General features: G+C 73.3%; 16 protein-coding genes. 7 read left to right on the plus strand and 9 right to left on the minus strand.

Translation table 11 applies throughout. The features are described 5' to 3' along the window. Window positions 1-122 precede the first annotated feature (122 nt). Window positions 123-1376 (plus strand): M14 family zinc carboxypeptidase, encoded by a 1254-nt coding sequence (locus ACFYOU_RS14610; RefSeq protein ID WP_391305838.1) that lies wholly within the window; start codon window positions 123-125, stop codon window positions 1374-1376. 50 nt (window positions 1377-1426) lie between these two features. Here the strand turns inward: ACFYOU_RS14610 and ACFYOU_RS14615 are convergent, their stop codons facing one another. Next, window positions 1427-2392, minus strand: coding sequence for a helix-turn-helix domain-containing protein (locus tag ACFYOU_RS14615; protein ID WP_391305839.1), 966 nt, complete (start codon window positions 2390-2392; stop codon window positions 1427-1429). A gap of 440 nt (window positions 2393-2832) precedes the next feature. On the opposite strand from ACFYOU_RS14615, the gene ACFYOU_RS14620 reads away from it, so the two are divergent. Then, the gene (locus tag ACFYOU_RS14620; protein WP_391305841.1) at window positions 2833-4188 is read left to right on the plus strand and encodes an FG-GAP-like repeat-containing protein; all 1356 of its coding nucleotides are present in this window, start codon (window positions 2833-2835) and stop codon (window positions 4186-4188) included. Then, window positions 4182-5339 carry a transglycosylase family protein gene (locus ACFYOU_RS14625; RefSeq protein WP_391305843.1) on the plus strand — a complete coding sequence of 386 codons (1158 nt, stop codon included), beginning with the start codon at window positions 4182-4184 and terminating at the stop codon, window positions 5337-5339. Before ACFYOU_RS14620 ends, ACFYOU_RS14625 begins: the two co-directional genes overlap by 7 nt. A 113-nt stretch (window positions 5340-5452) precedes the next feature. On the opposite strand, the gene ACFYOU_RS14630 is transcribed toward ACFYOU_RS14625, so the two are convergent. Then, a complete protein-coding gene (locus tag ACFYOU_RS14630) occupies window positions 5453-5998 on the minus strand; it encodes an FHA domain-containing protein (protein ID WP_391306299.1) in 546 nt (181 codons plus the stop codon). Between the two features lie 213 nt (window positions 5999-6211). On the opposite strand from ACFYOU_RS14630, the gene treZ reads away from it, so the two are divergent. Then, window positions 6212-7984, plus strand: a complete 1773-nt coding sequence (gene treZ / locus ACFYOU_RS14635) for a malto-oligosyltrehalose trehalohydrolase (protein WP_391305845.1) — start codon at window positions 6212-6214, stop codon at window positions 7982-7984. Window positions 7985-8031: 47 nt separating this feature from the next. Here the strand turns inward: treZ and ACFYOU_RS14640 are convergent, their stop codons facing one another. The 7 genes from ACFYOU_RS14640 to ACFYOU_RS14670 all read right to left on the minus strand — a co-directional run bounded on the left by ACFYOU_RS14640 (window position 8032) and on the right by ACFYOU_RS14670 (window position 16495). After that, entirely contained in the window at window positions 8032-9060 is a 1029-nt protein-coding gene (locus ACFYOU_RS14640; RefSeq protein ID WP_391305847.1) for a phosphotransferase, read from the minus strand. A 32-nt stretch (window positions 9061-9092) separates the two neighbouring features. Further along, a complete protein-coding gene (locus tag ACFYOU_RS14645) occupies window positions 9093-10217 on the minus strand; it encodes a M24 family metallopeptidase (RefSeq protein WP_391305849.1) in 1125 nt (374 codons plus the stop codon). A gap of 228 nt (window positions 10218-10445) precedes the next feature. Further along, the gene (locus ACFYOU_RS14650) at window positions 10446-12722 is read right to left on the minus strand and encodes a germacradienol/geosmin synthase (RefSeq protein ID WP_391305851.1); all 2277 of its coding nucleotides are present in this window, start codon (window positions 12720-12722) and stop codon (window positions 10446-10448) included. Between the two features lie 230 nt (window positions 12723-12952). Beyond that, on the minus strand, window positions 12953-13360 hold the full coding sequence (gene msrB / locus ACFYOU_RS14655) for a peptide-methionine (R)-S-oxide reductase MsrB (protein ID WP_391305852.1): 408 nt from the start codon (window positions 13358-13360) through the stop codon (window positions 12953-12955). A 76-nt stretch (window positions 13361-13436) separates the two neighbouring features. Beyond that, a complete protein-coding gene (murC, locus tag ACFYOU_RS14660) occupies window positions 13437-14825 on the minus strand; it encodes a UDP-N-acetylmuramate--L-alanine ligase (RefSeq protein ID WP_391305854.1) in 1389 nt (462 codons plus the stop codon). Between the two features lie 167 nt (window positions 14826-14992). After that, on the minus strand, window positions 14993-15466 hold the full coding sequence (locus ACFYOU_RS14665; RefSeq protein ID WP_385493389.1) for an indole-3-glycerol phosphate synthase: 474 nt from the start codon (window positions 15464-15466) through the stop codon (window positions 14993-14995). Between the two features lie 132 nt (window positions 15467-15598). Beyond that, window positions 15599-16495, minus strand: coding sequence for a dihydrofolate reductase family protein (locus ACFYOU_RS14670; RefSeq protein WP_391305856.1), 897 nt, complete (start codon window positions 16493-16495; stop codon window positions 15599-15601). 37 nt (window positions 16496-16532) lie between these two features. Here ACFYOU_RS14670 and zapE point away from each other — a divergent pair, with 37 nt between their 5' ends. From zapE to ACFYOU_RS14685, 3 genes are all read left to right on the plus strand, one after another. Then, window positions 16533-17630: a cell division protein ZapE gene (zapE, locus tag ACFYOU_RS14675; RefSeq protein WP_391305857.1), complete on the plus strand. Its 1098-nt coding sequence runs from the start codon at window positions 16533-16535 to the stop codon at window positions 17628-17630. A 687-nt stretch (window positions 17631-18317) separates the two neighbouring features. Continuing rightward, window positions 18318-18803, plus strand: a complete 486-nt coding sequence (locus ACFYOU_RS14680) for a hypothetical protein (protein WP_391305859.1) — start codon at window positions 18318-18320, stop codon at window positions 18801-18803. A 547-nt stretch (window positions 18804-19350) separates the two neighbouring features. Further along, window positions 19351-20802, plus strand: coding sequence for a SulP family inorganic anion transporter (locus ACFYOU_RS14685; protein ID WP_391306300.1), 1452 nt, complete (start codon window positions 19351-19353; stop codon window positions 20800-20802). Window positions 20803-20922: the final 120 nt, after the last annotated feature.

The raw sequence follows: 20922 nt of genomic DNA on the forward strand, positions 1-20922 counted from the left end.
CAACCACGGAGCACGCCCGTACGGTCGAAGGAGTGCATTGACCGGACGCCCGCCCCGACTCCTTGACAGCGGACGGGACCCGTGGACTACTGCGCATGCGTCGGCAGGAGGACCAAACGGGGGTGAGTCACCTGACGGAGCAGCGCTACCCCACGGTCGCGGAAGTGGTCGCGGCGGCCCGGAGCATGGCGGCCGGTCGGCCGGACGTGAGCAGGTTGCGGCAGGTCGGCACCTCGCGCGGGGGACGACCGATCCATCTGCTGTCGGTGGGCGGCGCGGGCCCGGCGGTGCTCGTGGTCGCGGGGGCCCACGCCAATGAGCCGACCGGCGGGTCGACCGTGCTGCGACTGGCCGAACTGACCCTGCGCGACGCGTCGTTGCGCGCCGACACCGCCTGGCACTTCCTGCTCTGCGCCGACCCCGACGGGGCCCGGCTGCACCGCACCCCCGCGCCGCGCTCCCTGTGGGAGTACCACCGGCACTTCTTCCGTCCCGCCGGCCCCGAACAGCCGGAGTGGGCGCCCTCCGTGCTGCCGCCCGACCGGCTGCCCCCGGAGACCCGCACCCTGACGGCGGTCATCGACGAGGTGCGGCCCTACCTCCAGGTGTCCCTGCACGGCACGGACCTGGGGGGCAGTTGGGTGCAGCTGACCCGGGACGTGCCCGGGCTGGTGGAGCCCTTCGTCAAGTCCGCCGCGGAGCTGCACATCCCGGTGGAGGCCGGCCCCTCGGACGCGGCCGGCTGGCCGGCCTCCGGCCCGGGCGTCCATGTGATGCCCCCGCCGGGCTCGCACCCGGTGTTCCCCAGCATGCCCGACGACGTCCGGCTCAGCACCTGGCACCGGGCGCACCGGTACGGCGGCCTCACCGCGGTCGTCGAGGTGCCCATGTGGGCGAGCGAACTCGTGGGGGACCCCGCTCCGCACCCGGCGCCCGGGCGGGAACTGCACCGGCTGTCCCTGCGGCTGCGCGCCGACGCCCGGGTGGTGGAGGAGTTCCTGCGGGAGGCGGCGCCCCGGCTGCCCCGCTCGGACGGCGCCCTGTTGCGGGCGGCGCGGTGGGCCCTGGGGCTCGTGCCGGGACTGGCCGACGACTGGTCGGGGCCGCCGCCGAGGAACGCCGGCGCCGCGTACGTGGGGAGCGTCGACGCCTTCGGCCGACGGGTGCCGCTCCGGGCCGCCGCGATGCTGCTGCGCGTCCTGAGGGGCCTCGACGACCGGGCGGCGCCGCGGCTGGAACAGGTGGTCGCCCACTGGTGCGAGGCGTTCGCGGAGCGGTTCCGGGCGCGGTGGGTGCCGGTGGAGCACCAGGTGGAGCACCAGACGCGCACGGTGCTCGCGGCGGCCCGGCACGCCCGCGCGGTCCGGTCCCGGTAGTTCCTCACCGCTGGGGGTGCGCGGCCGCTCCCGGAACGCCCGGGGTCGCTTCATCTCCGGTCACGGGCCTGCTGGCGAAGGGTGCGGGGCGACATCCCGTAGGCGTCGCGGAACATCCGGCTGAAGACCGTCGCCCCCGTCAGGCCCCAGCCACTGGCGATGGCGTGGATCGGTCGGTTCCCCTGGGCGGGATCGACGAGGTCGGCGTGACAGCGTTCGAGGCGACGGCGGCGGATGACGGCGGACACGGTCTCGCCGCGCTTGCGGAAGAGGTGCTGGAGGGTCCGCAGGGAGATGTGGTGGCGAGCGGCGATCGCCCGCGGGGTGAGGGCGGGGTCGGCGAGGTGGTGGTCGATGAAGGCGTCGATCGTCCTCAGCGTGATCTGTTCCCGGGTCTCGGCGGGAAGCCGGTCCTGGAGGGCGAGTTGCTGGGCCAGGAAGCCGGACGCCAGGTCGAGTGCCGTCCGCTCCAGGAGGCGCAGTTCCTGGGGGCTGCACGCGACGGCGTACGTCTTCAGGGACAAGAGGAACTGGTGGAGGACGCCGCCGAGGCCGTGGTGTGCGGGCAGACCGCGTCCGATCGCCGTGCCGAGCCGGTCGGCGGGCAGCGCGAGCGCCGTCCGGGGGATGTGCAGGAGGGTGATCACGGCGCCCTCCCGGTCCGGGGGGCCCGCGAAGTAGGGGTGGGAGGTGTCGAAGAAGACCGCGCCCCCGGTGTCGATGCGGGAGTTCTCGCGCAGCAGGGAGATCCCCATCGAGCCACCGGAGATGAAGCCCAGGAGGTACTGCTCCGGGTCGCTCTGCCGGATCAACCGGGGTGTTCGCCAGGAGTCGCTCGCGTGGGTGTGGCTGGACACCTCGATCCCGCGCAGGCGCAACACGCCGATCCGGGCGCGGAAGGCAGCGGGGTCGGCGATCTTCAGCCGATGGGGCGCCACGGTGCGGGCCACCGCGTCGTGGTACCAGTCCGCCCGGTCCTGCTGGGCGATGTCGTCGGTTGACACCCATGCCCACATGACGGTCCTCCTCTGTTGGTGTGTCCTCAAGGGCTACGACGCCGGCAGCCGTCCCACGGCTCGCCCTTCCTGACGGGGCGTCGGGGACGCCGGTGGCTCCACGGGCCGGACGGTGTTCCGGAGCGCCCCGGTCCTCCCCCGGCACGGGGACGGGCGCCCCGGCGCACGAGGTCAAGAATGCCTGCACGTTTCGTCAACTCCCCCTCCGACCACGGTCATAGCCTGTGGATCGCCCGGGACGCGGGACCGAGCGCCGACGGCGCACCGCGTCCTCGGTACCGGACCCCCACAGTCCGTGTCCGTACGCACGACTCGTGGCGCGCAGGGCGGCTTCGGAGGCACGGGCGTCCCGCCCGGCACCGTCCGGACCGACCGCGCGCCCCGGGCGCGGGGGTCCACCCCCGACGCCCGCCAACTCCTTCTCACCATGGAGTTCGCTCATGTTGTGGTCAGTACAGCGTTTCCCGCGCACCGCCGTCCGTTCGGCGGCGGTCACCCTCGCGCTCGCCTCGGCCGTCCTCGGTCTGACGGCCCCGTCCCAGGCGTCCCCGACGTCCGGCGGAGCACCCGCCGCGGTCGCTGCGGCAGGGGCGACCGCCACGTCGACCGTCGGTGGAGCGATCAGCCGGGCGGAGATCATCAGCCGGGCCGAGTACTGGGTCGCCCAGCAGGTGCCCTACAGCCAGACCGACTACTACCGGGACCCCCAGGGCCGCCCTTACCGCACGGACTGCTCCGGCCTCGTCTCGATGGCCTGGCACCTCGGCACCAGCGCCACCACCTGGACCCTGCCCGACTACTCCAGCCGACTCGGTGACCTGGACGACCTCCAGCCCGGGGACGCGTTGAACGACGTCAACAGCCATGTGGTGCTCTTCGTCAGCTGGACCAACAACGCCCGGACCACCGCGAACATCATCGAGCACGCCCGACCCGGCACCGTGGCGCGCAGAGGCCAGTACACCCGGTCCTACATACAGGCCCAGGGGTTCAAGCCGTACCGGTACCACAAGGTCACCGAGAGCCCCGTTCCCGTACCGGACAAGGGGATGACCAACATCACCCCGGTCGGTGACGTGAACGGCGACGGCCAGCCCGACGTGATCGCGGTCGAGACGGCGACCGGTGATCTCTTCCGGTACCTGGGCCCCGGGTACGGGGGCAGCACCCGTACGAAGATCGGGTACGGCTGGAACTCCATCAGCGACATCGTCGGGATCGGTGACCTGACGGGCGACGGCACCGCGGACGCCCTCGCCGTGGAGGCGGAAACCGGGGACCTGTACCGCTACAGCGGGCCCGGCTTCGGGGGCAGCACCAAGGTGAAGATCGGCACCAACTGGGACTCGATGGCGCAGCTGACCCCGATCGGTGACGTGACCGGCGACGGGCACCCCGACCTCATCGCGGTCGAACGCTCCAGCGGCGACCTGTACCGCTACAGCGGGCCCGGCTTCGGGGGCGGCACCCGGGTGAAGATCGGCCACGGGTGGAACACGTACCACACGCTGGTGGGCCCGGGCGACCTCACCGGCGACGGCGTCGCGGACCTGCTCGCGGTCCACGCGGAGACCGGGGAGCTCTTCCGGTACTCGGGACCCGGATTCGGCGGCAGCACCAAGGTGAAGATCGGCACCAACTGGGACTCCATGACGAACCTCACCGGCATCGGCGACCTCACCGGCGACGGCGTCCCCGACCTCCTCGCGGTCGACGCGGCCACCCAGAAGCTGTACCGCTACACCGGCCCCGGGTTCGGCGGCAGCACCCGCGTGCAGATCGGCACCAAGTGGTAGCCCGCGCCGGTCGCAGCCTGCGGGCGTACGGACGGACGGCCGGCCTCACGGCTCTGCTGACCGTGCTCGCCCTGGCCCCGTTCACCGCGCCGACGGCGACCGCCGCGTCCGTCGCCACCTGGGACAAGGTCGCCGCCTGCGAGAGCGGCGGCAACTGGAGCATCAACACCGGCAACGGCTACTACGGCGGGCTCCAGATCCACAAGGCGACCTGGGACGACTTCGGCGGGACGCAGTACAGCGGCTACCCCCACCAGGCGACCAAGGAGCAGCAGATCCGCGTCGGCGAGAAGATCCTCGCCACCCAGGGGCCCGGCGCCTGGCCGGTGTGCGGCGCCCGGGCCGGGCTCGGCAACGACGACGCCGAACCGTACCCCGTCGAACCGCCCGCCCCCCAGTCGAAGATGGCGCATCTGACCCCGGTCGGCGACCTCACCGGCGACGGTGCCGACGACATGCTGGCGGTGGAGAAGCGGACCGGCGACCTGTACCGCTACTCCGCCCCCGGGTTCGGCGGCGGCACCCGGGCGAAGCTCGGCTACGGCTGGAACGGCATGAGCCGCATCCTCAGCCCCGGTGACCTGACCGGCGACGGCCTGGCGGACCTCCTCGCCGTGGACGCACGGACCGGGGACCTGTACCGGTACTCGGGTCCCCGTTACGGGGGCGGCACCAGGGTGCGGATCGGCACCAACTGGGACTCCATGACGAACCTCACCCCGGTGGGCGACCGGACCGGGGACGGGGTGCCCGACCTGATCGCGGTGGAGGCGTCCAGCGGTGACCTGTACCGCTACTCCGGCCCCGGCTTCGGGGGCGGCACCCGGGTGAAGATCGGTCACGGGTGGAACGCCTACGGCACCCTGGTGGGCCCGGGCGACCTCACCGGCGACGGGGTCGCGGACCTCCTCGCCGTGCACGCGGGGACCGGGGAGCTCTTCCGGTACTCGGGACCCGGGTACGGCGGCAGCACCAAGGTGAAGATCGGCACCAACTGGGACTCCATGACGAACCTCACCGGCATCGGCGACCTCACCGGCGACGGCGTCCCCGACCTCCTCGCCGTGGACCCCGTCACCGACAAGCTGTACCGCTACACCGGTCCCGGGTTCGGCGGCAGCACCCGCGTACAGCTCGGCACCAACTGGTAGTCCGTTCCACCGGAGTTCGTCCCCGTGCCGGCCCCGGCCCGCACGGGTTCCGGTCCCCCGGGCCCTGTTCGCGGTGGCCCCCGGGCCCTGCCGAGGGCTCGGGGGCACCGCGGTCAGCCGGCGGTCACCCGGTAGGTCAGGTGCCCGAAACCGATGTGGTCCCCGTCCCGCACCACGGCGGAGCCGACGACCCGCCGCCCGTTCACGGTGGTCCCGTTGGTCGACCCCAGGTCGTGCAGCACCCACAGCCCGCCGCGGTGGACCAGCTCCGCGTGCACGCGGGACACCGTCTCGTGGTTCAGCCGCAGCCCGTTGCCGGGGTCCCTGCCTATCCGCAGCGGCAGGCCGCCCGGGTACCCCGGCAGGAGCAGCTTGGGCAGCCGCTCGCCCTGCCACGCCCTGCGCATCCGCTCGGTGAAGCCCGAGACGGCCGACACCCCGCCGAGCACCGCCTGCGTCCAGCGGCGCTCGCCCCGCAAGTCGGCGGTGAGGGCGACGAGTTCTTCGGCGTGCCGGGCGACGAGGGCGAGTTCCATCCGCCGCAGGTAGGTGTCCTGGGACAGCCGGCCCTGGGCGACCCCGTCCCGCAGGGCGCTCAACGCCCGGTCGCGGTCGGTGTCGGAGACCCGGGCGACGGGGGAGAACGGCTCGGCGGGCACCGCGGACACGGACGGGACTGGTCGCGGGAAGGACTCGGAGGACGACGTCACAGGACCGATTGTCGGACAGCGCGCCCCGAGGTGTCCACAAGTGGGCCGGGACACGGGATCTCCTCGAACGGCGGTGCCTCGGTCCTCGTGCGGCGTGCTTGCCGCACCATGGACCACGGGTCGCCGCGACCCGGGACCGAAGAAGACGAGAGGTAGTCGTCCGTGCTGTTCGAGGTGTGGGCACCAGAGGTCGGAGAAGTCGTCCTGTCCGTCGACGCAACGGACGCGGAGGGCACCGGCGACGGGGGCGGGCACGCCCTGGTCCGGGACCCGGAACGCCCCGGTTGGTGGGCGGGCGAGGCCGATGCCGTCGACGGCACCCGGTACGGCTTCCGGCTGGACGGCGGACCGGTCCTGCCCGATCCGCGTTCCCGCCGCCAACCGGACGGCCCGGAGGGGCTCAGCGCGGTCGTCGACCACCGTGCCCACTCCTGGCGCGTCCCCTGGTCGGGCCGGGAGCTGACGGGCGCGGTGCTGTACGAGCTGCACATCGGCACCTTCACCCGGGAGGGCACCTTCGACGCGGCGGCCACCCGGCTGGAGCACCTGGCCCGGCTGGGGGTCACCCATGTGGAGCTGATGCCCGTGTGCCCCTTCCCCGGACGCCACGGCTGGGGCTACGACGGGGTGGCACCGTGGGCCGTCCACGAGCCGTACGGGGGACCGGCCGGTCTGCGGCGATTCGTGGACCGGGCCCATGAGCTGGGCCTGGGCGTGGTGCTCGACGTGGTGCACAACCACCTGGGCCCGTCCGGCAACCGGCTGTCCGCGTTCGGCCCGTACGTCACCGACGCCCACCGCACTCCGTGGGGCGGGGCCGTGAACCTGGACGCGCCCGGCTCCGACGAGGTGCGGGCGTACTTCCGGGACAGTGCCCTGGCGTGGCTGCGGGACTACCGGCTGGACGGGCTGCGGTTGGACGCCGTGCACGCGCTGCGGGACACCCGCGCGTACCCGTTCCTGGAGGAGCTGTCGGCGGCCGTCGACGCGCTCGCCGAGGAGTCGGGACGGCCGTTGTTCCTCATCGCGGAGTCCGACCTCAACGACCCCCGGCTGATCACCCCGCGCCGCCACCACGGGCTCGGGCTGCACGCCCAGTGGAACGACGACTTCCACCACGCGGTGCACACCGCGCTCACCGGGGAGGCCGGGGGCTACTACGCGGACTTCGCCGCAGCGCCCTTCGCGGCGCTCGCCAAGACGCTGACGGGCGGTTACTTCCACGACGGCACGTACTCCTCGTTCCGCGGGCGCCGACACGGCCGCCCCCTGGACCGCGCCCGCGTCTCCGGGCACCGGCTGCTGGGGTACGCGCAGACCCACGACCAGGTCGGCAACCGGGCCCGTGGCGACCGGCTGTCGGCGACGCTGTCCCCGGGGCTCCTCGCCTGCGCGGCGACCCTGACCCTCACCGGACCGTTCACCCCGATGCTGTTCATGGGTGAGGAGTGGGCGGCCTCGACCCCGTGGCAGTACTTCACCGACCACCGGGACCCGCACGTCGCCGAGGCCGTGCGGACGGGCCGGCAACGGGAGTTCGCGGCGCACGGCTGGGCCGCGGGGGACGTGCCCGACCCGCAGGACCCGGCGACCCGTGAACGGTCCTGCCTGCGCTGGTCGGAGGTGACGGACGAGCCCCATGCGCGGGTGCTGGCCTGGTACCGGGAGCTGATCGCCCTGCGCCACCAGCAGCCCGACCTCACCGACGCGGACCTGTCGGCGGTCCGGGTGATGTGCGACGAACGGGCGCGGTGGATCGCGTTCCGCCGCGGTGACGTGCGGGTGGTCGTCAACGCCGGCCCGCGGGCCGTCTCCGTCCCGTTCGGCAGCCGTCCCGCGCGCGTGCTGGCCTCCTGGGACCCGCTCTCGCCGCCGGGCGTCGAGGGGCTGCTCACCGTACCCGGCGAGTCCTGTGCGGTCCTCCTCCAGCCCTGAGCGTCGCCTCGGCCGTCGGACGCGCGGGTCCGACGGCCGGCGCGCCCTCAGTCGTCGGCGCTGAGCAGCTCCAACAGGATCGGCTCCCAGGCACGGGCGAGTTGGGTGCGCAGCAGCGGCACGGGACTGTCGTCGCTGCCGTGCAGGCGGTCCGCGAGCCGGATCACGGTGTCGCAGCGGGCGAGCCACAGGCCCCGCAGGCACTCCCGGGCACCGTAGCCCGCGAGGGTCGCCGCCCGGACGGCGGCCGGGGCGCCCACCGAGATGCACAGCCCGCCGATGTCCTCCGCCGGGTCACCGACGAAGGCGTCCGTCCAGTCGAGGACCCCGCAGACGTGCCCGTCCCCGGTGACCCGCAGGTGCTCCCCCTTGAGGTCGCCGTGGACCACCACCTCGCCGCTGCGCGGGGCGAGTTGCGCCACCGCGCGGGGGGTCAGCCGGGCGAGCCCCGCCACGTCGAACTCCCGGTCGGGGACGAGCAGCCAGGCGGCGTGGCGCGCACCGGCGCGCAGTTCGTCCAGTGAGCGGGGCGGTGTCCGGGGCAGGCCCAGGGCGTGGGCGTCCTTCGCGGACGCCTCCCGCAGTCCGGACAGCAGGGCCGCGAGGTCCGACTCCCCCGCCGCCGAGACGGGCGCGTCCTCGCCCGAGGCACCGAGCAGCCGGTGGTCGAGGGTGTGGGCCAGGGCGCCGTTCCAGGTGCCGGCGGCGGCGCTGGCGGGCACCGGCACGCCCACGTGCCGGCGGACCAGTTCGCGCAGCCGCAGTTCGCGAGTCAGGCGCGCGGAGGTCGCGCGGTCGGGTGCCATCCGCAGCACGTGACGGGCGCCCACCCACCAGGTGAAGAACTCGCCGCCCTCGGTGACGGCCCGTACCCGTGGGGCGTCGTCGGGTGCGGCGGGCGCGGCACGGTCGGTCGGGCCGGTCGGGTCTTCGTGCAGGAGCGTGCGGACCAGGTGCCGCACCTCGTCGTCGGTGGGGCGCGGGGCGCGGTCCGGGGGCGGGTCGCCCGACGGCCGGTGGCCGGGGGGCGGGGCGGGGTCGAGGCGTCGCCGGTCATCGGTGGGAGGTCGCTGCATCTCTCGATTCCAGGGCCGGTCCGTCGCGCGGCTCAGTGCACGATCGCCATGTCGCGCGCGGTGTTGTTGAGTCGACGACCGCCGTCCTCGGTGACGGTCACGATGTCCTCGATCCTGACGCCGAAACGCCCCGGAAGGTAGATGCCCGGTTCCACCGAGAAGCACATCCCGGGGACCAGCGGCTGTTCCTCGCCCTCGATCATGTAGGGCGGCTCGTGGGTGGTCACCCCGATGCCGTGGCCGGTGCGGTGGATGAAGAACTCGCCGTACCCGGCGTCCGCGATGAGCGCGCGGGCCGCCCGGTCGACCTCCTGGCAGGCGGTGCCGGGGCGGACCGCCCGGACCCCGGCCTCCTGGGCCTCGCGGACGATGTCGTGCACGGTCTGCTCGGCCACCCCGGGCTCCCCCACGTGCACCGTGCGGGAGGTGTCGGAGCCGTAGCCGTGCAGGAGCCCGCCGAAGTCCAGGACCACCGTGTCGCCCTCCCGGATGACCCTCTCCCCCGCCTCGTGGTGCGGGTTGGCCCCGTTGGGTCCGGAGCCGACGACCGTGAAGTCGACCTGCGCGTGTCCGAACCGTCTGAGCAGGTCCGCCAGGTCGCCGGCGACGTCGGTCTCCTTGCGGCCCGCGAACGGAACGCCCTTGATCTCCTCGTAGGTGGCGTCCGCGGCGGCGCCGGCCGCCGTCAGGCGTTCGAGTTCGGCGGCGTCCTTGACCGCGCGCAGCATGGGCAGGGCGGTCGTCAACGCCGTGTACGTGGTGTCGGGCAGGGCCCGCTGGAGTCCCAGCAGGTGCAGGGCCCAGGCGTTGTCGCTGACCGCGAACCGGCCGGCGGGGCCGAGCAGCGGCGCCGTCGCGGCGTAGGGGTCCTGGCCGTCGGTCCAGTCGCGCAGGGTGAGTGCCGGGGCGCCCGGCGCCTGCTCCGCGTCCGGGGCCTCCAGCGTCGGCACCACGAGGACGGGGTCGCTGCCGGGGGCCACGACGAGTGCGGTGAGGCGTTCGGTGATCGCCGTGGGCCGGTACCCGGTGAGCCACACCAGGTCCGGGCCGGGTGCCACGACGATGCCGTCGAGGCCGGCCTCGGCCGCGGCGTGCGCGGCGCGGGCCAGGCGCGCGGCGTAGTCGTCCGCCGTGAACGGTGCGGGGGTGCTGGTCATGGTGCCTCCGTCCCTTCGGCCCCGTTCCCGCACCAGCGGGAGCGGGCCCCGGGGACGCGTGCCCGCCCCTCGGTCAGCATCCTGCCCGGGCGCACCGGGTGACGCGACTCCATTGCGGGATCCGCCCCGGCGGCCGGCCGTCCCCGTGCCCGACCCCGCGCCCCTCGTCCGGCGGTGCGCGCGGCGGTGACCGGCACGGGCCCGGCCGGACGAGGGGCCGGTGGCGGGTCACCCGATGGCGGCCCGGGCGGCGGCCTGTCGGGCGAACGGCAGGCCCGGGTTCGCCGGCACGGTGCCCGGTCCCCGACCGGACGGTGCACGGAGCCTGCGCGGGCGCAGCGCCCCCATGCCGTGGGACAGGTACTCGGGGGCGTACCGCCGGCACTCGCGGTGCCAGGTCAGGATGCCGGCCAGCCAGTTCTCCAGTTCCCCGACGTACCCGGCGAGGAGTTCGCGGGCCTCGGCGTCGAGGTCGAAGTCGTCGTACAGGATCGGCAGTTCATGGGCGACGACGTGTTGGAACTGGCGCAGCCGACCGTTCATCAGGTCGTGGACCATCGCGACGCCGGTCGGGTAGTCGCAGCCGAAGAAGTTCTGGACGACGAGGATCAGGTTGTGCACCTCGCCCTCGTACTCGATCTCCTTCTGGTAGGAGAACACGTCGTTGATGAGCATCCCGTAGTCGACGGCGGCGTTCTCCAGCGAGCGCATCGGACCGCTCTCGTAGACCTCCGGCGGGACCTTCTTGCCGTGGGCGATCCGGGCCAGGCTCAGGGTGAGGTCGGCGCCGAAGGTTCCCCTGCGCATCTCGACGTAGTCGACGGGGTCGGGGATGCGGTGCTGCACCTGGTTCGTCAGCTCCCACGTCCAGGCGTCGAGCATCGACTCGACGGCGCTGCGGAACATCAGCCGTGCCCCGCGGTCCATGGGGCCCGCCGTCCTCGCCCACAGGTCCACCAGCCCCCGTTCCAGGGCGTTCGCCGGGGCCGTCCCGAGTGCGTCGGGTCGTCCTCCCCCGCCGAGGTCGGGCGTCGCGGTGGTGAGCGCACCGTCCACCGGCATGAGCGCCTTCAGCCGTTCGGTGAGCGCCTTGGCCCCCGCCAGGTCGCGGGAGCGCCCGTACACCACCGGGTACCAGTCGTCGCCGTAGGTGCCCCAGGCCAGCCAGGCCGCACTGAGGTCGAGGGCGGCCCGGGTGCCCGTCGGATCGAGCCCGGCGGAGCACAGCGCCAGGTCGTAGCGGCGCAGCGCCGCCTCGTCCCACAGCCCCTCGTGGACGAGGCCGACGGCCCGGCACCAGTCGACGAGCCCTTCGCGGGCCGCCGCCAGGTGAGGGTTGAGCGTGGTCGTGAACGGCAGTTGGAAGTCCGGGAGGATCGACGGGCCGACCCGTTGGTGGGGGACGTGGGCGTGGGCGCGCAAGCGTGCGGAGCCGGCGGCGCCGAGCAGTTCCGCGATCCGGGAGGACGCGGTGCCCGGGCCGGTGGGTCCGCCCAGCGGCGAACTCTCCTTGACCGCGCCCTCGTTCATGTAGCGACTGGAGCGCAGGTGCCATTCGTGGCCGCCGGACTGCCAGTCCTGGAGGCCCCTCACGTAGGCGGCGACCGCGGCGCACTGGGCCGGGTCGAGCCCCTCCTCGACGCACAGGACGGGGGTCTCCGTGAGCGCGGTGTGTTCGAACTGGTGCAGGCGCGAGGTCAGGATGTCGTTGACCGTGTCGGCGGCCTCCTGGGTGGTGCAGTCGAAGAACGTCTCCAGGACCAGGACGCCGTTGCTGAGTTCGCCCTCCTCCTCGACCTCGCGCTGGTAGGAGAAGAGGTCGTTGCGCAGGTGGACCCCGTCGGAGAACGTCTCCATGAGGACGCGCAGCGGACGGGAGCGGGCGACGGCGGCCGGGACCTCGGCGGTGGCGTACTCGACGAGTCCGGCGGACCACGGTGCGCCCCCCACCTTGCGGCGCATCTCGATGTACTCGACGGGGTTGGCGATCCGCCCCTCGTTGATGTTGGACAGTTCCCAGAGCGACTCGTTGAGCAGGTGTTCCGTGCTGACCGCGAATCTCATCCGCCACGCCGACGACATCGACGGCACGGTACGGGCCCACAGGTCGGCGAGTCCCGCCTCCACCGGGTTCGTCGGTTCGGGCACGGGCGTCGACGGGTCCCTCGGCATGAACAGCGGGAGCCGGTCCAGGTACGCCTTGCCGCCCGCCCGGTCCTGGCTGCGTTTGAAGGTCTCCAGGAAGTGGTCGTCGAAGAAGAACACCCAGACGTACCAGTCGGTGATCAGCGACAGGGCCGGGCCGTCGCAGTCGGGGTGGGTGTAGGCGCAGAGCAGGGCGTAGTCATGGGCTTCGAGGTCGTCGAGGTCCCAGATGCCGGAACCTTCCAGCATCCCCATCGTGCGGGCCCACGCACGGGTGTGGGTCCGGGCCTCCTCCAGATGGGGGTTCAGGGTCGCCCGGTACGGCATGTAGAACTTCGGTAGTTCGAACGGCTGGCTCATGGCCCCGCCCTACCCCGGCGCCGGCCGCGCATCCGCGACTCATCCCATGATCGCTCCATAGCGTGAAACGACGACCGGTCGAACGGAGAACCCCCAGGTCGGACGCCGGAGAACCGTCGCACATGTGTTCGCCGCACGGAAGTGCACACCCCGGGAGTGCGGTGCCGGACTGCCTCCGCGGGGGCGGGGCGGGGGCGCCGGGACGGGTGCCCGACGCCCCCGGAGCTCGCTCAGCCCTGCTCGGGCGCCAGCCGCAGCGAGATGCTGTTGATGCAGTACCGCTGGTCCGTCGGGGTCTGGTACCCCTCGCCCGCGAAGACGTGCCCCAGGTGGGAGCCGCACCGGGCGCAGCGCACCTCGGTACGGCTCATCCCGTGCGAGCGGTCCTCCAGCAGTTCGACCGCGTCGCTGTCCTTGGGGTCGAAGAAGGACGGCCAACCGCAGTGCGAGTCGAACTTGGTCTCCGAGGTGAACAGCTCCGCCCCGCACGCGCGGCAGGAGTAGACGCCCTCGGTCTTGGTGTCCGTGTACTCACCGGTGAACGCCGGCTCCGTACCGGCCTGGCGCAGCACCGCGTACTCCGCCGGTGCCAGTTCGGCGCGCCACTGCTCGTCCGGCTTCTCGATGTCGTACGCCATGGAACAGTTCCTCACTTCCGTCGGCCGAGCCCGTCCGGAGCGGACCCGCACCGTGCGTGGTGCGGGTCCCGCCCGGCTACTCGGCGAGTCGGTCCAGGATCAGCGGGCCGAGGTCCGTGACGTCGCCCGCGCCCATGGTGAGAACGAGGTCGCCGGGTCGCGCCATTCCCGCCACGACCTCGGGAGCCGCGTCCTTGTCGTGCACGGCCCGCACCTCGGCGCCCGCGGCCCGTGCGGCGTCGATGATCAGCGCGCTGGTGACGCCCGGAACGGGGTCCTCGCGCGCGGGGTAGATGTCCAGCACCACGGAGGAGTCGGCGAGGGTCAGGGCCTCGCCCATCTCCTTGCCGAGTTCCTGGGTGCGCGAGAACAGGTGCGGCTGGAAGAGCACCAGGATGCGGGCGTCCCCGACGGCGGCGCGCATCGCCTCCAGGTCGGCCGTCATCTCGGTCGGGTGGTGCGCGTAGGAGTCGATGACCTGGACCCCGGCCTGCTCTCCCTTGAGCTGGAGGCGGCGCTTGACCCCGGTGTAGGAGCCGAGCGCCCGGGCGAGGTCCTCGGCGGGCACGCCGAGCGCGACGCCGGCGACGAGGGCGGCGACGGCGTTGTGCGCGTAGTGGCTGCCGGGCACCGACACGGTGAAGGTCAGCTCACGGCCGTCGAGGAGGACGGTGACCTCGCTCTTGAGGCCCTGCGGCACCACCGAGAGCACCCGGACGTCGGCGTCGGCGGACGCGCCGTAGGTGACGACGCGCGCTCGGGAGCCCACCCGGCGGGTGAGTTCCCGGGCGCCTTCGTTGTCGGCGGAGACGACCAGGGTGCCGCCGGGCACGATGCGGTCGGTGAACGTCTCGAAGGACTCGTAGATCTCGTCCATCGAGGCGTAGTTGGCGTGGTGGTCGAGTTCGACGTTGAGGACGATCGCGACCTCGGGCGCGTACTTGTGGAAGCTGCGGTCGCTCTCGTCGGCCTCCGCCACGAAGATCTCGCCGCCGCCGTGTTCGGCGTTGGAGCCGGGGGCGTCGAGGTCGCCGCCGATGGCGTACGAGGGGTCGAGGCCGAGCGTCCGCAGGGAGACCGCGAGCATCGAGGTGGTGGTGGTCTTGCCGTGCGTCCCGGCGACGGCGATGGGGCGCAGCCCCGTCATCAGGGAGGCCAGCGCGTCGGCGCGGTGGACCACGGGGACGCCGAGGACCGCGGCCCGGGCCAGCTCCGGGTTGTCGGGGCGGATCGCCGAGGAGACGACGACACAGCTGGCGTCGTCGGCGAGGTGGTCGGCGGCGTGGCCGATGTGGACGGTGGCGCCCTGCGCCCGCAGCGCCTCGGCGGTACGGGACTCCTTGGCGTCGCTGCCGGCGACCTTGGCACCGCGCTGGGCGAGGATCTTCGCGATGCCCGACATTCCGGCGCCGCCGATGCCGATGAAGTGCGGTCGGTCCATGGCGGTGGGAAGGCCGGGTGCCATGCGTGTGTCTCCCTGGGTGAGGTGGCGCTGCGCGCTGCTGGTCGTCGCCGGTGGTGGCCGGGTGTCGCTGCTCGGGTGGGGCTGCGCCCGCCGCGCGCCGGGTCGGCAACCGGTCCCGTACGCCCGAGGGCTCCCGGACGCGCTGGTGGGGCGGCCGGGGCCCCAGCCTATGCCTTGCTGTGCGAGAACAGTTTCAGGACCGGGACGCCCACCTTGTGGCGGGCGCGGGAGGCCCAGTCGCGGTGGAAGAACTCCTCCACGTAGTGGGGATCGGTGAGGACGATGACCTCATCGGCCCCGACCTCGTCCACCAGTGACTTCAGGGCGTCCAGGGGGTGGTTGTCGACCAGTCGGCCCTCGGCCCGGCACCCGGCGGCCCGCAGCGCCGTCAGGGAGACGTTCAGCGCCTGCCGCGCCGGTTCGGCCGCCTCGTCGCCCTCGGGGGTCTCCCCCTCGCGGGCCGCTTCCTCCAGCTCGCCCAGGGCCACGTCGTCGATGGCGCGCAGCAGGCGGTCCGCCTGGTCGCCGCGGGGCTGGAGCAGTACGTGGAAGGTGGCGCCCTCGTCCCCGTGCAGGGTGGTGACGAACTCCACGTCGACGGACGTGAGGGCCTTTTCGATCATCAGTACGCTCGTGAACACGTCGGGCGCCCTTCTCCATCCGGGGGCCGTCCACGGCCCCTGCGGAAACCATCCTGCCCCGTGATCGCACGGGGTCTGCGTGCTTTAGTCTGCCCGCAGGAAGCTAAGCGGAACAGATCATTCCGCCGAATGTCAGCCTCGGTGGTACCGAGCGAACAAGAAGCCGTCCTCTTCGAGCAGTGACCCGAGGGAGAACCGCTCGGGCACGGGCAGGTCCGGCCCTCCCGCGATGCGCTGCGCGGTCCCGGCCGTGAGCATCGGCGACAGCGTCAGGCACAGCTCGTCGAGCACGCCGGCCGCCACGAACTGACCGAGCAGCCGGGGCCCCCCTTCGGTGAGCAGACGGCGCAGCCCCCGGTCCGCGAGGGCCCGTACCGCCCGGGCGGGCTCCACGGCGGCACCGTCCCCGGCGATCACCACCTCGACGCCGGCCGCACGCGCTGCGGCGAGCCGGTCGGCGGGGGCGCTCGCACCGGTCACCAGGAGACTGGGCACCAGGGGCTCGGTGAACAGCGGCAGCCCGAAGTCCAGGTCGAGGCCCGCGCTCACCACGGCGACGGCGGGGGCGGGCCCCTGTCCGGCGGCGGACCGTCGGGCAGCGAACGCCTCACGGGCGCGGGCCGGCCGGTAACCCTCCTGGCGTACCGTTTCTGCACCGACCACGACGACATCGGCGAGCCCTCGGAGGGTGCCGAAGATGCGCATGTCGGTGGCGTTGGAGAGCGGCTGCGAACGTCCTTCGTGCTGGGCCGCGCCGTCGAGCGCGGAGACCATGTTGGCGCGCAGCCACACCGCGGGCCCCGCGGGGTAGGCGTAGGCGTCCGCGAGTTCGTCGAGGCTCCACTCCCGGTCCTGCGCGGGTACGGACGGGGTGTCCGAGGCGGGCGCGGGCCGACCGGCCGGGGCGGATACGGGAGTGCCCACCGGTGCGGGTGTGCCCACCGGTGCGGGTGCGTCGCCGGTGCCGGCGGCGCCCACCGCTCGCGGACGGCCGGGTGTCTGGTCGGTCACAGGGAACAGGCGTCGCATGTCGTGCAGTCTCGCACGGCCCTTAGAGTGGGGAATCGTGTCCTCATCCACCGCAGCCGCGGGCCCCAGCCCCATAGCCGACGTCGTTCCCGTGTCCCTCTGCGCCCGTGAGCCGCAGGTGCCCGCGGAGCGTCTGGTCGCCGAGATGGTCCCCCCGCCCCGCTTCGACGCGGTCCGTTTCGATACGTACATCCCGGACCCCGGCCAGCCGAGCCAGAGCGAGGCCGTGCGGGTGCTCAGCGGCTTCGCGGCCGGGCTGGGCGGGGCGCACGCGACCGGGGCGGGCAAGCGGCGGTGGTTCGGCGGTCGGGCCAAGCCGGCGGCGCCCTCGGGCCCGCGCGGCGTCTACCTGGACGGCGGCTACGGCGTCGGCAAGACGCACCTGCTCGCCTCGCTGTGGCACGCGACCCCGGCGCCGCCCGCCCTCAAGGCCTTCGGGACCTTCGTGGAGCTGACGAACCTGGTCGGCGCACTGGGCTTCCAGCAGACGGTGCGCACCCTCGGCGGCCACCGGCTCCTGTGCATCGACGAGTTCGAGTTGGACGACCCCGGGGACACGGTGCTCGTCTCCTCCCTGTTGGGGAAGTTGGTCGACGAAGGCGTGGCACTGGCCGCCACGTCGAACACGCTGCCGGGCAAGCTGGGCGAGGGCCGGTTCGCCGCGGCGGACTTCCTCCGCGAGATCCAGGGCCTGTCCGCGAAGTTCCACCCGCTGCGCATCGACGGCGAGGACTACCGGCACCGGGGGCTGCCCGAGGCCCCCGCACCGCACTCGGACGAACAGGTCACCAAGGCGGCCTACGCCACGCCCGGCGCCTCGCTGGACGACTTCCCCCAACTTCTGGACCACCTCGCCCGGGTGCACCCGAGCCGGTACGGAGCACTGACGGACGATCTCAGGGCCGTCTGCCTCACCGGTGTCGAGCCGGTGCCGGACCAGTCGACGGCGCTGCGGCTGGTGGTGCTGGCCGACCGTCTGTACGACCGTGAGGTGCCGGTCCTCGCGTCCGGCGTGCCCTTCGACCGGTTGTTCAGCGAGGAGATGTTGAACGGCGGCTACCGCAAGAAGTACTTCCGGGCCATCTCCCGGCTGACTGCGCTCGCCCGCGACGCCCGGACGCTCGTCGAGCACTGACGCTCCCTACGCCTGCCCCGCTGCGCGGGGAGGCACGGACCGAGCGGCACGGACCGGCCGGGCACGGACCGGCCGGGCACGGACCGGCCGGGCACGGACCGGCCGGGCACGGCGGCCTCATGACCGCTGCCGCGGCTCCTCCGCCCCTTCTCCGTCGCGCCGCCTCCGACCCCGTCCTGCCGCTGCCCTGCTGCCGCCGGCGGCGGCGCGCGCCTCCGGCGGGCAGGGGTCGCCTCCCGCGGGGAGGGGGCACCTCCCGCGGGGGGGGGCACCTCCCCGCGGGGCGGCCTCCCTCGCTGGCAGGCACCTCCGGCAGTGGCAGGCGCCTCCGGCAGTGGGGGGCACCTCCCTCGGTGGGCGCGCCTCCCGGCAAGGGCTGCGCCGTACGGGTGACTCGGCGCTACGGCGCGCCATCCGGCCAGACAGCGCGTTCGAGCGCAAATCAGCGCGCACCAGAAGCGCACGCTCCCCCTCATTCGGCCATCTCCGATCTCCACATGATCGATTCCGGTCGATCACGCGCACGCAACGTCACGGTAACCACATAAGCGAGTCGGGCCGTTAACGTGGAGATTGCCTTGGGGAACGTGATGCCCGGTCCCGGCCGTTGAGGTCGGCAGACACCGGTGGCCCGCCGCGCCGATGCCCCCAGATCGAGCGCCGCAGGACCGATGGGGAGGTGAGCGCATGCGTGACGGCCTCGGTACACGGCTGCCGCCCTGCATCATCGCCGCCCTGCTGTTCGCGCTCCATCTGTTCACTCCCACTTCTCCGTTGGCAACCGCACACACTTCCGATGGGGCCGTGCGCCCGCAGTCCACGGCCACCGTCGGTCCACGCCCCGGGCCCGTCACCCCGACGGCGACGTCCACGGGACCGGACGCGGGGAGGACCGCGACGGCGGTCCCGGCCCGGGTCACCCGGGTGGCCGAAAGGCCCGGGGCCCACGATCGTCTGCGCCACGAACACCCGGTCGAGGAGGCCGTACAGATCCTGCGGGCGCGCGACCGCCACCGCTGTGAGGAGTACACGCCGCAGCGCCCCCCGCTCCTGAACCACCTCGGCACCACGACCCCGCTGCCGGCCACCCCGCGGGAGCCGCGGGACGACCGGCCCTCGGCCCGGCTCAGACCGGCCGATCGCGCCGCGACGCTCCAGGTCTTCCGCTGCTGAACCCGCCGCCGGACGGCTCCTGACCGCTCCGGTTCACCCGAAAGGCTCAACACCGGGCACGGAAACCCTCGATGACCCCGCCCCGGCCAGTACCCGGATCAGCCAGCACAGCGGCCCCACCAAGGTCGACGGCGGCACCCCGGCTCCACGTCCGGTGGTCGCCCGACCGTCGTCGGTGTGGCCGCGGGCCTCCATACTCGGCCCACGCGGAGCCCGGTCGGTTCCTCTTGCCCGGTCCGCCCACACGCCTGCCCCCCGTTCCCCCACACGCAACACCCACGCGCTGTTCCAGCGCGCAGGAGGCATCCGTATGAACACCCTCAAGAGGCGCGTCAAGCGCCCCGCTTCCGCCGGCCCCCCGGGCTCCGACAGTTCCTCCGCTCACACCGACCCCGACCGCTCCGACCACTCCGACCCCTCCGGTTCTTCCGGTTCTCCCGGGTCCGTTGGCCCCTCTGGCCCTTCTGGTCCCTCTGGTCCCTCTGACCCTGCTGGGTCACCGCGCTCACGCGACTCGTCCGGCTCCCCCGCCCCCAGCGGATTCGCCCTGCTCCGCCCGGACTTGAGCGCCTCGATCGTCGTCTTCCTCGTCGCCCTCCCCCTCTGCGTGGGCGTCGCCGTCGCCTCCGGAGTGCCGGCCGAACTCGGCCTGGTCACGGGCATCGTGGGCGGACTCGTGGCAGGTGCCCTCCCCGGCAGCAGCCTTCAGGTGTCCGGCCCCGCCGCCGGTCTGACCGTGCTCGTCCTGGAGGCCGTGCGGGCCTACGGACTCGCGGCACTGGGCGTCATCGTCCTGGCCACCGGCCTCCTGCAACTCCTCATGGGCGCACTGCGCTGGGGCCGTTGGTTCCGGGCGATCTCGGTGTCCGTGGTCGAGGGGATGCTCGCCGGCATCGGACTCGTCCTGATCGCCGGCCAGTTGTACGCGATGACGGGCGCCGAGGCACCGGCCGCCGGGCTCGACAAGATCGCAGGGCTGCCCGGCATGCTCCTCGACACCTTCGGCACGTCAACGGCCCGACTGTCGCTGCTGCTCGGTGCGGGCACGATCGCCGTGCTGGTGCTGTGGCGGCGCGTACCCCACGCGGCCCGACTCGTACCCGCTCCGCTCGCGGCCGTCGCCCTCGCCACCACCGCGTCGGTGGCGTTCTCACTCCCGGTCGCCAAGGTCGAGGTCACCGGGCTACTGGACTCCGTACGACTGCCGGGGGCGGGGGACTTCGCGGCCCTCGCGAACATCGGCGTGCTCGGCACGATCCTCGCGTTCACCCTGATCGCATCAGCCGAGTCCCTGTTCAGCGCGGCGGCGGTGGACCGCATGCACCACGGCCGACGCACCCACTACGACAAGGAGTTGATGGCGCAGGGCGCCGGCAACACGGTGTGCGGACTGCTCGGTGCGCTGCCGATGACCGCGGTCATCGTGCGCAGCGCGGCGAACGTGCAGGCCGGCGCGAGGACCAAGGCGTCCCGGGTGCTGCACGGCCTGTGGCTGCTGCTGTTCGCCGCGCTGTTCCCCGCGGCGTTGGCGATCATCCCGCTGCCCGCGCTCGCCGGTGTCCTGGTGCACGCGGGGAGCAAGCTCATCCCGGTGCGCGCCTTGCCGCCGCTGTGGCGCGACCACCGGGGCGAGGTGGTGATCCTCGGAGTCACCGCCGTCTCCATCGTGGCCATCAGCATGTTCGAGGGGGTGGTGATCGGGCTGTCGATGGCCGTGGTGAAGACCGCCTGGGAGGCTTCGCACGTGCGGCTGGAGGTACAGGACACGGGCGAAGGGACCGTACGGGCGCGGCTGTCGGGCAATGCGACGTTCCTGCGCCTGCCGCGCATCCTGGACACCCTGGAGGCGCTGCCCCACGACCGTGCGGTCGAGTTGGACCTGTCGGGGCTCCACCACCTGGACCACGCGTGCCGGACCGCACTGGAGAACTGGTCCGCCCGCCACGGCGGGGGCGGACCCGAGTGCGTCACCGTGACCCCGGTGGGGGGCCGGGCCTGAGGTGACGTTCCCGAGGGGCGCCCGGGCGGGCGCCCCTCGGGAACGCGTACGCGCCAGGTGCGCCGACCCGGGAATCCGCCGCCCCGGCCCCCTGGTTCCGCTGCCGGACGCCGTTCTCCC

It is taken from the genome of Streptomyces sp. NPDC005955 (genome assembly GCF_042871255.1).
Taxonomy (GTDB): Bacteria; Actinomycetota; Actinomycetes; order Streptomycetales; family Streptomycetaceae; genus Streptomyces.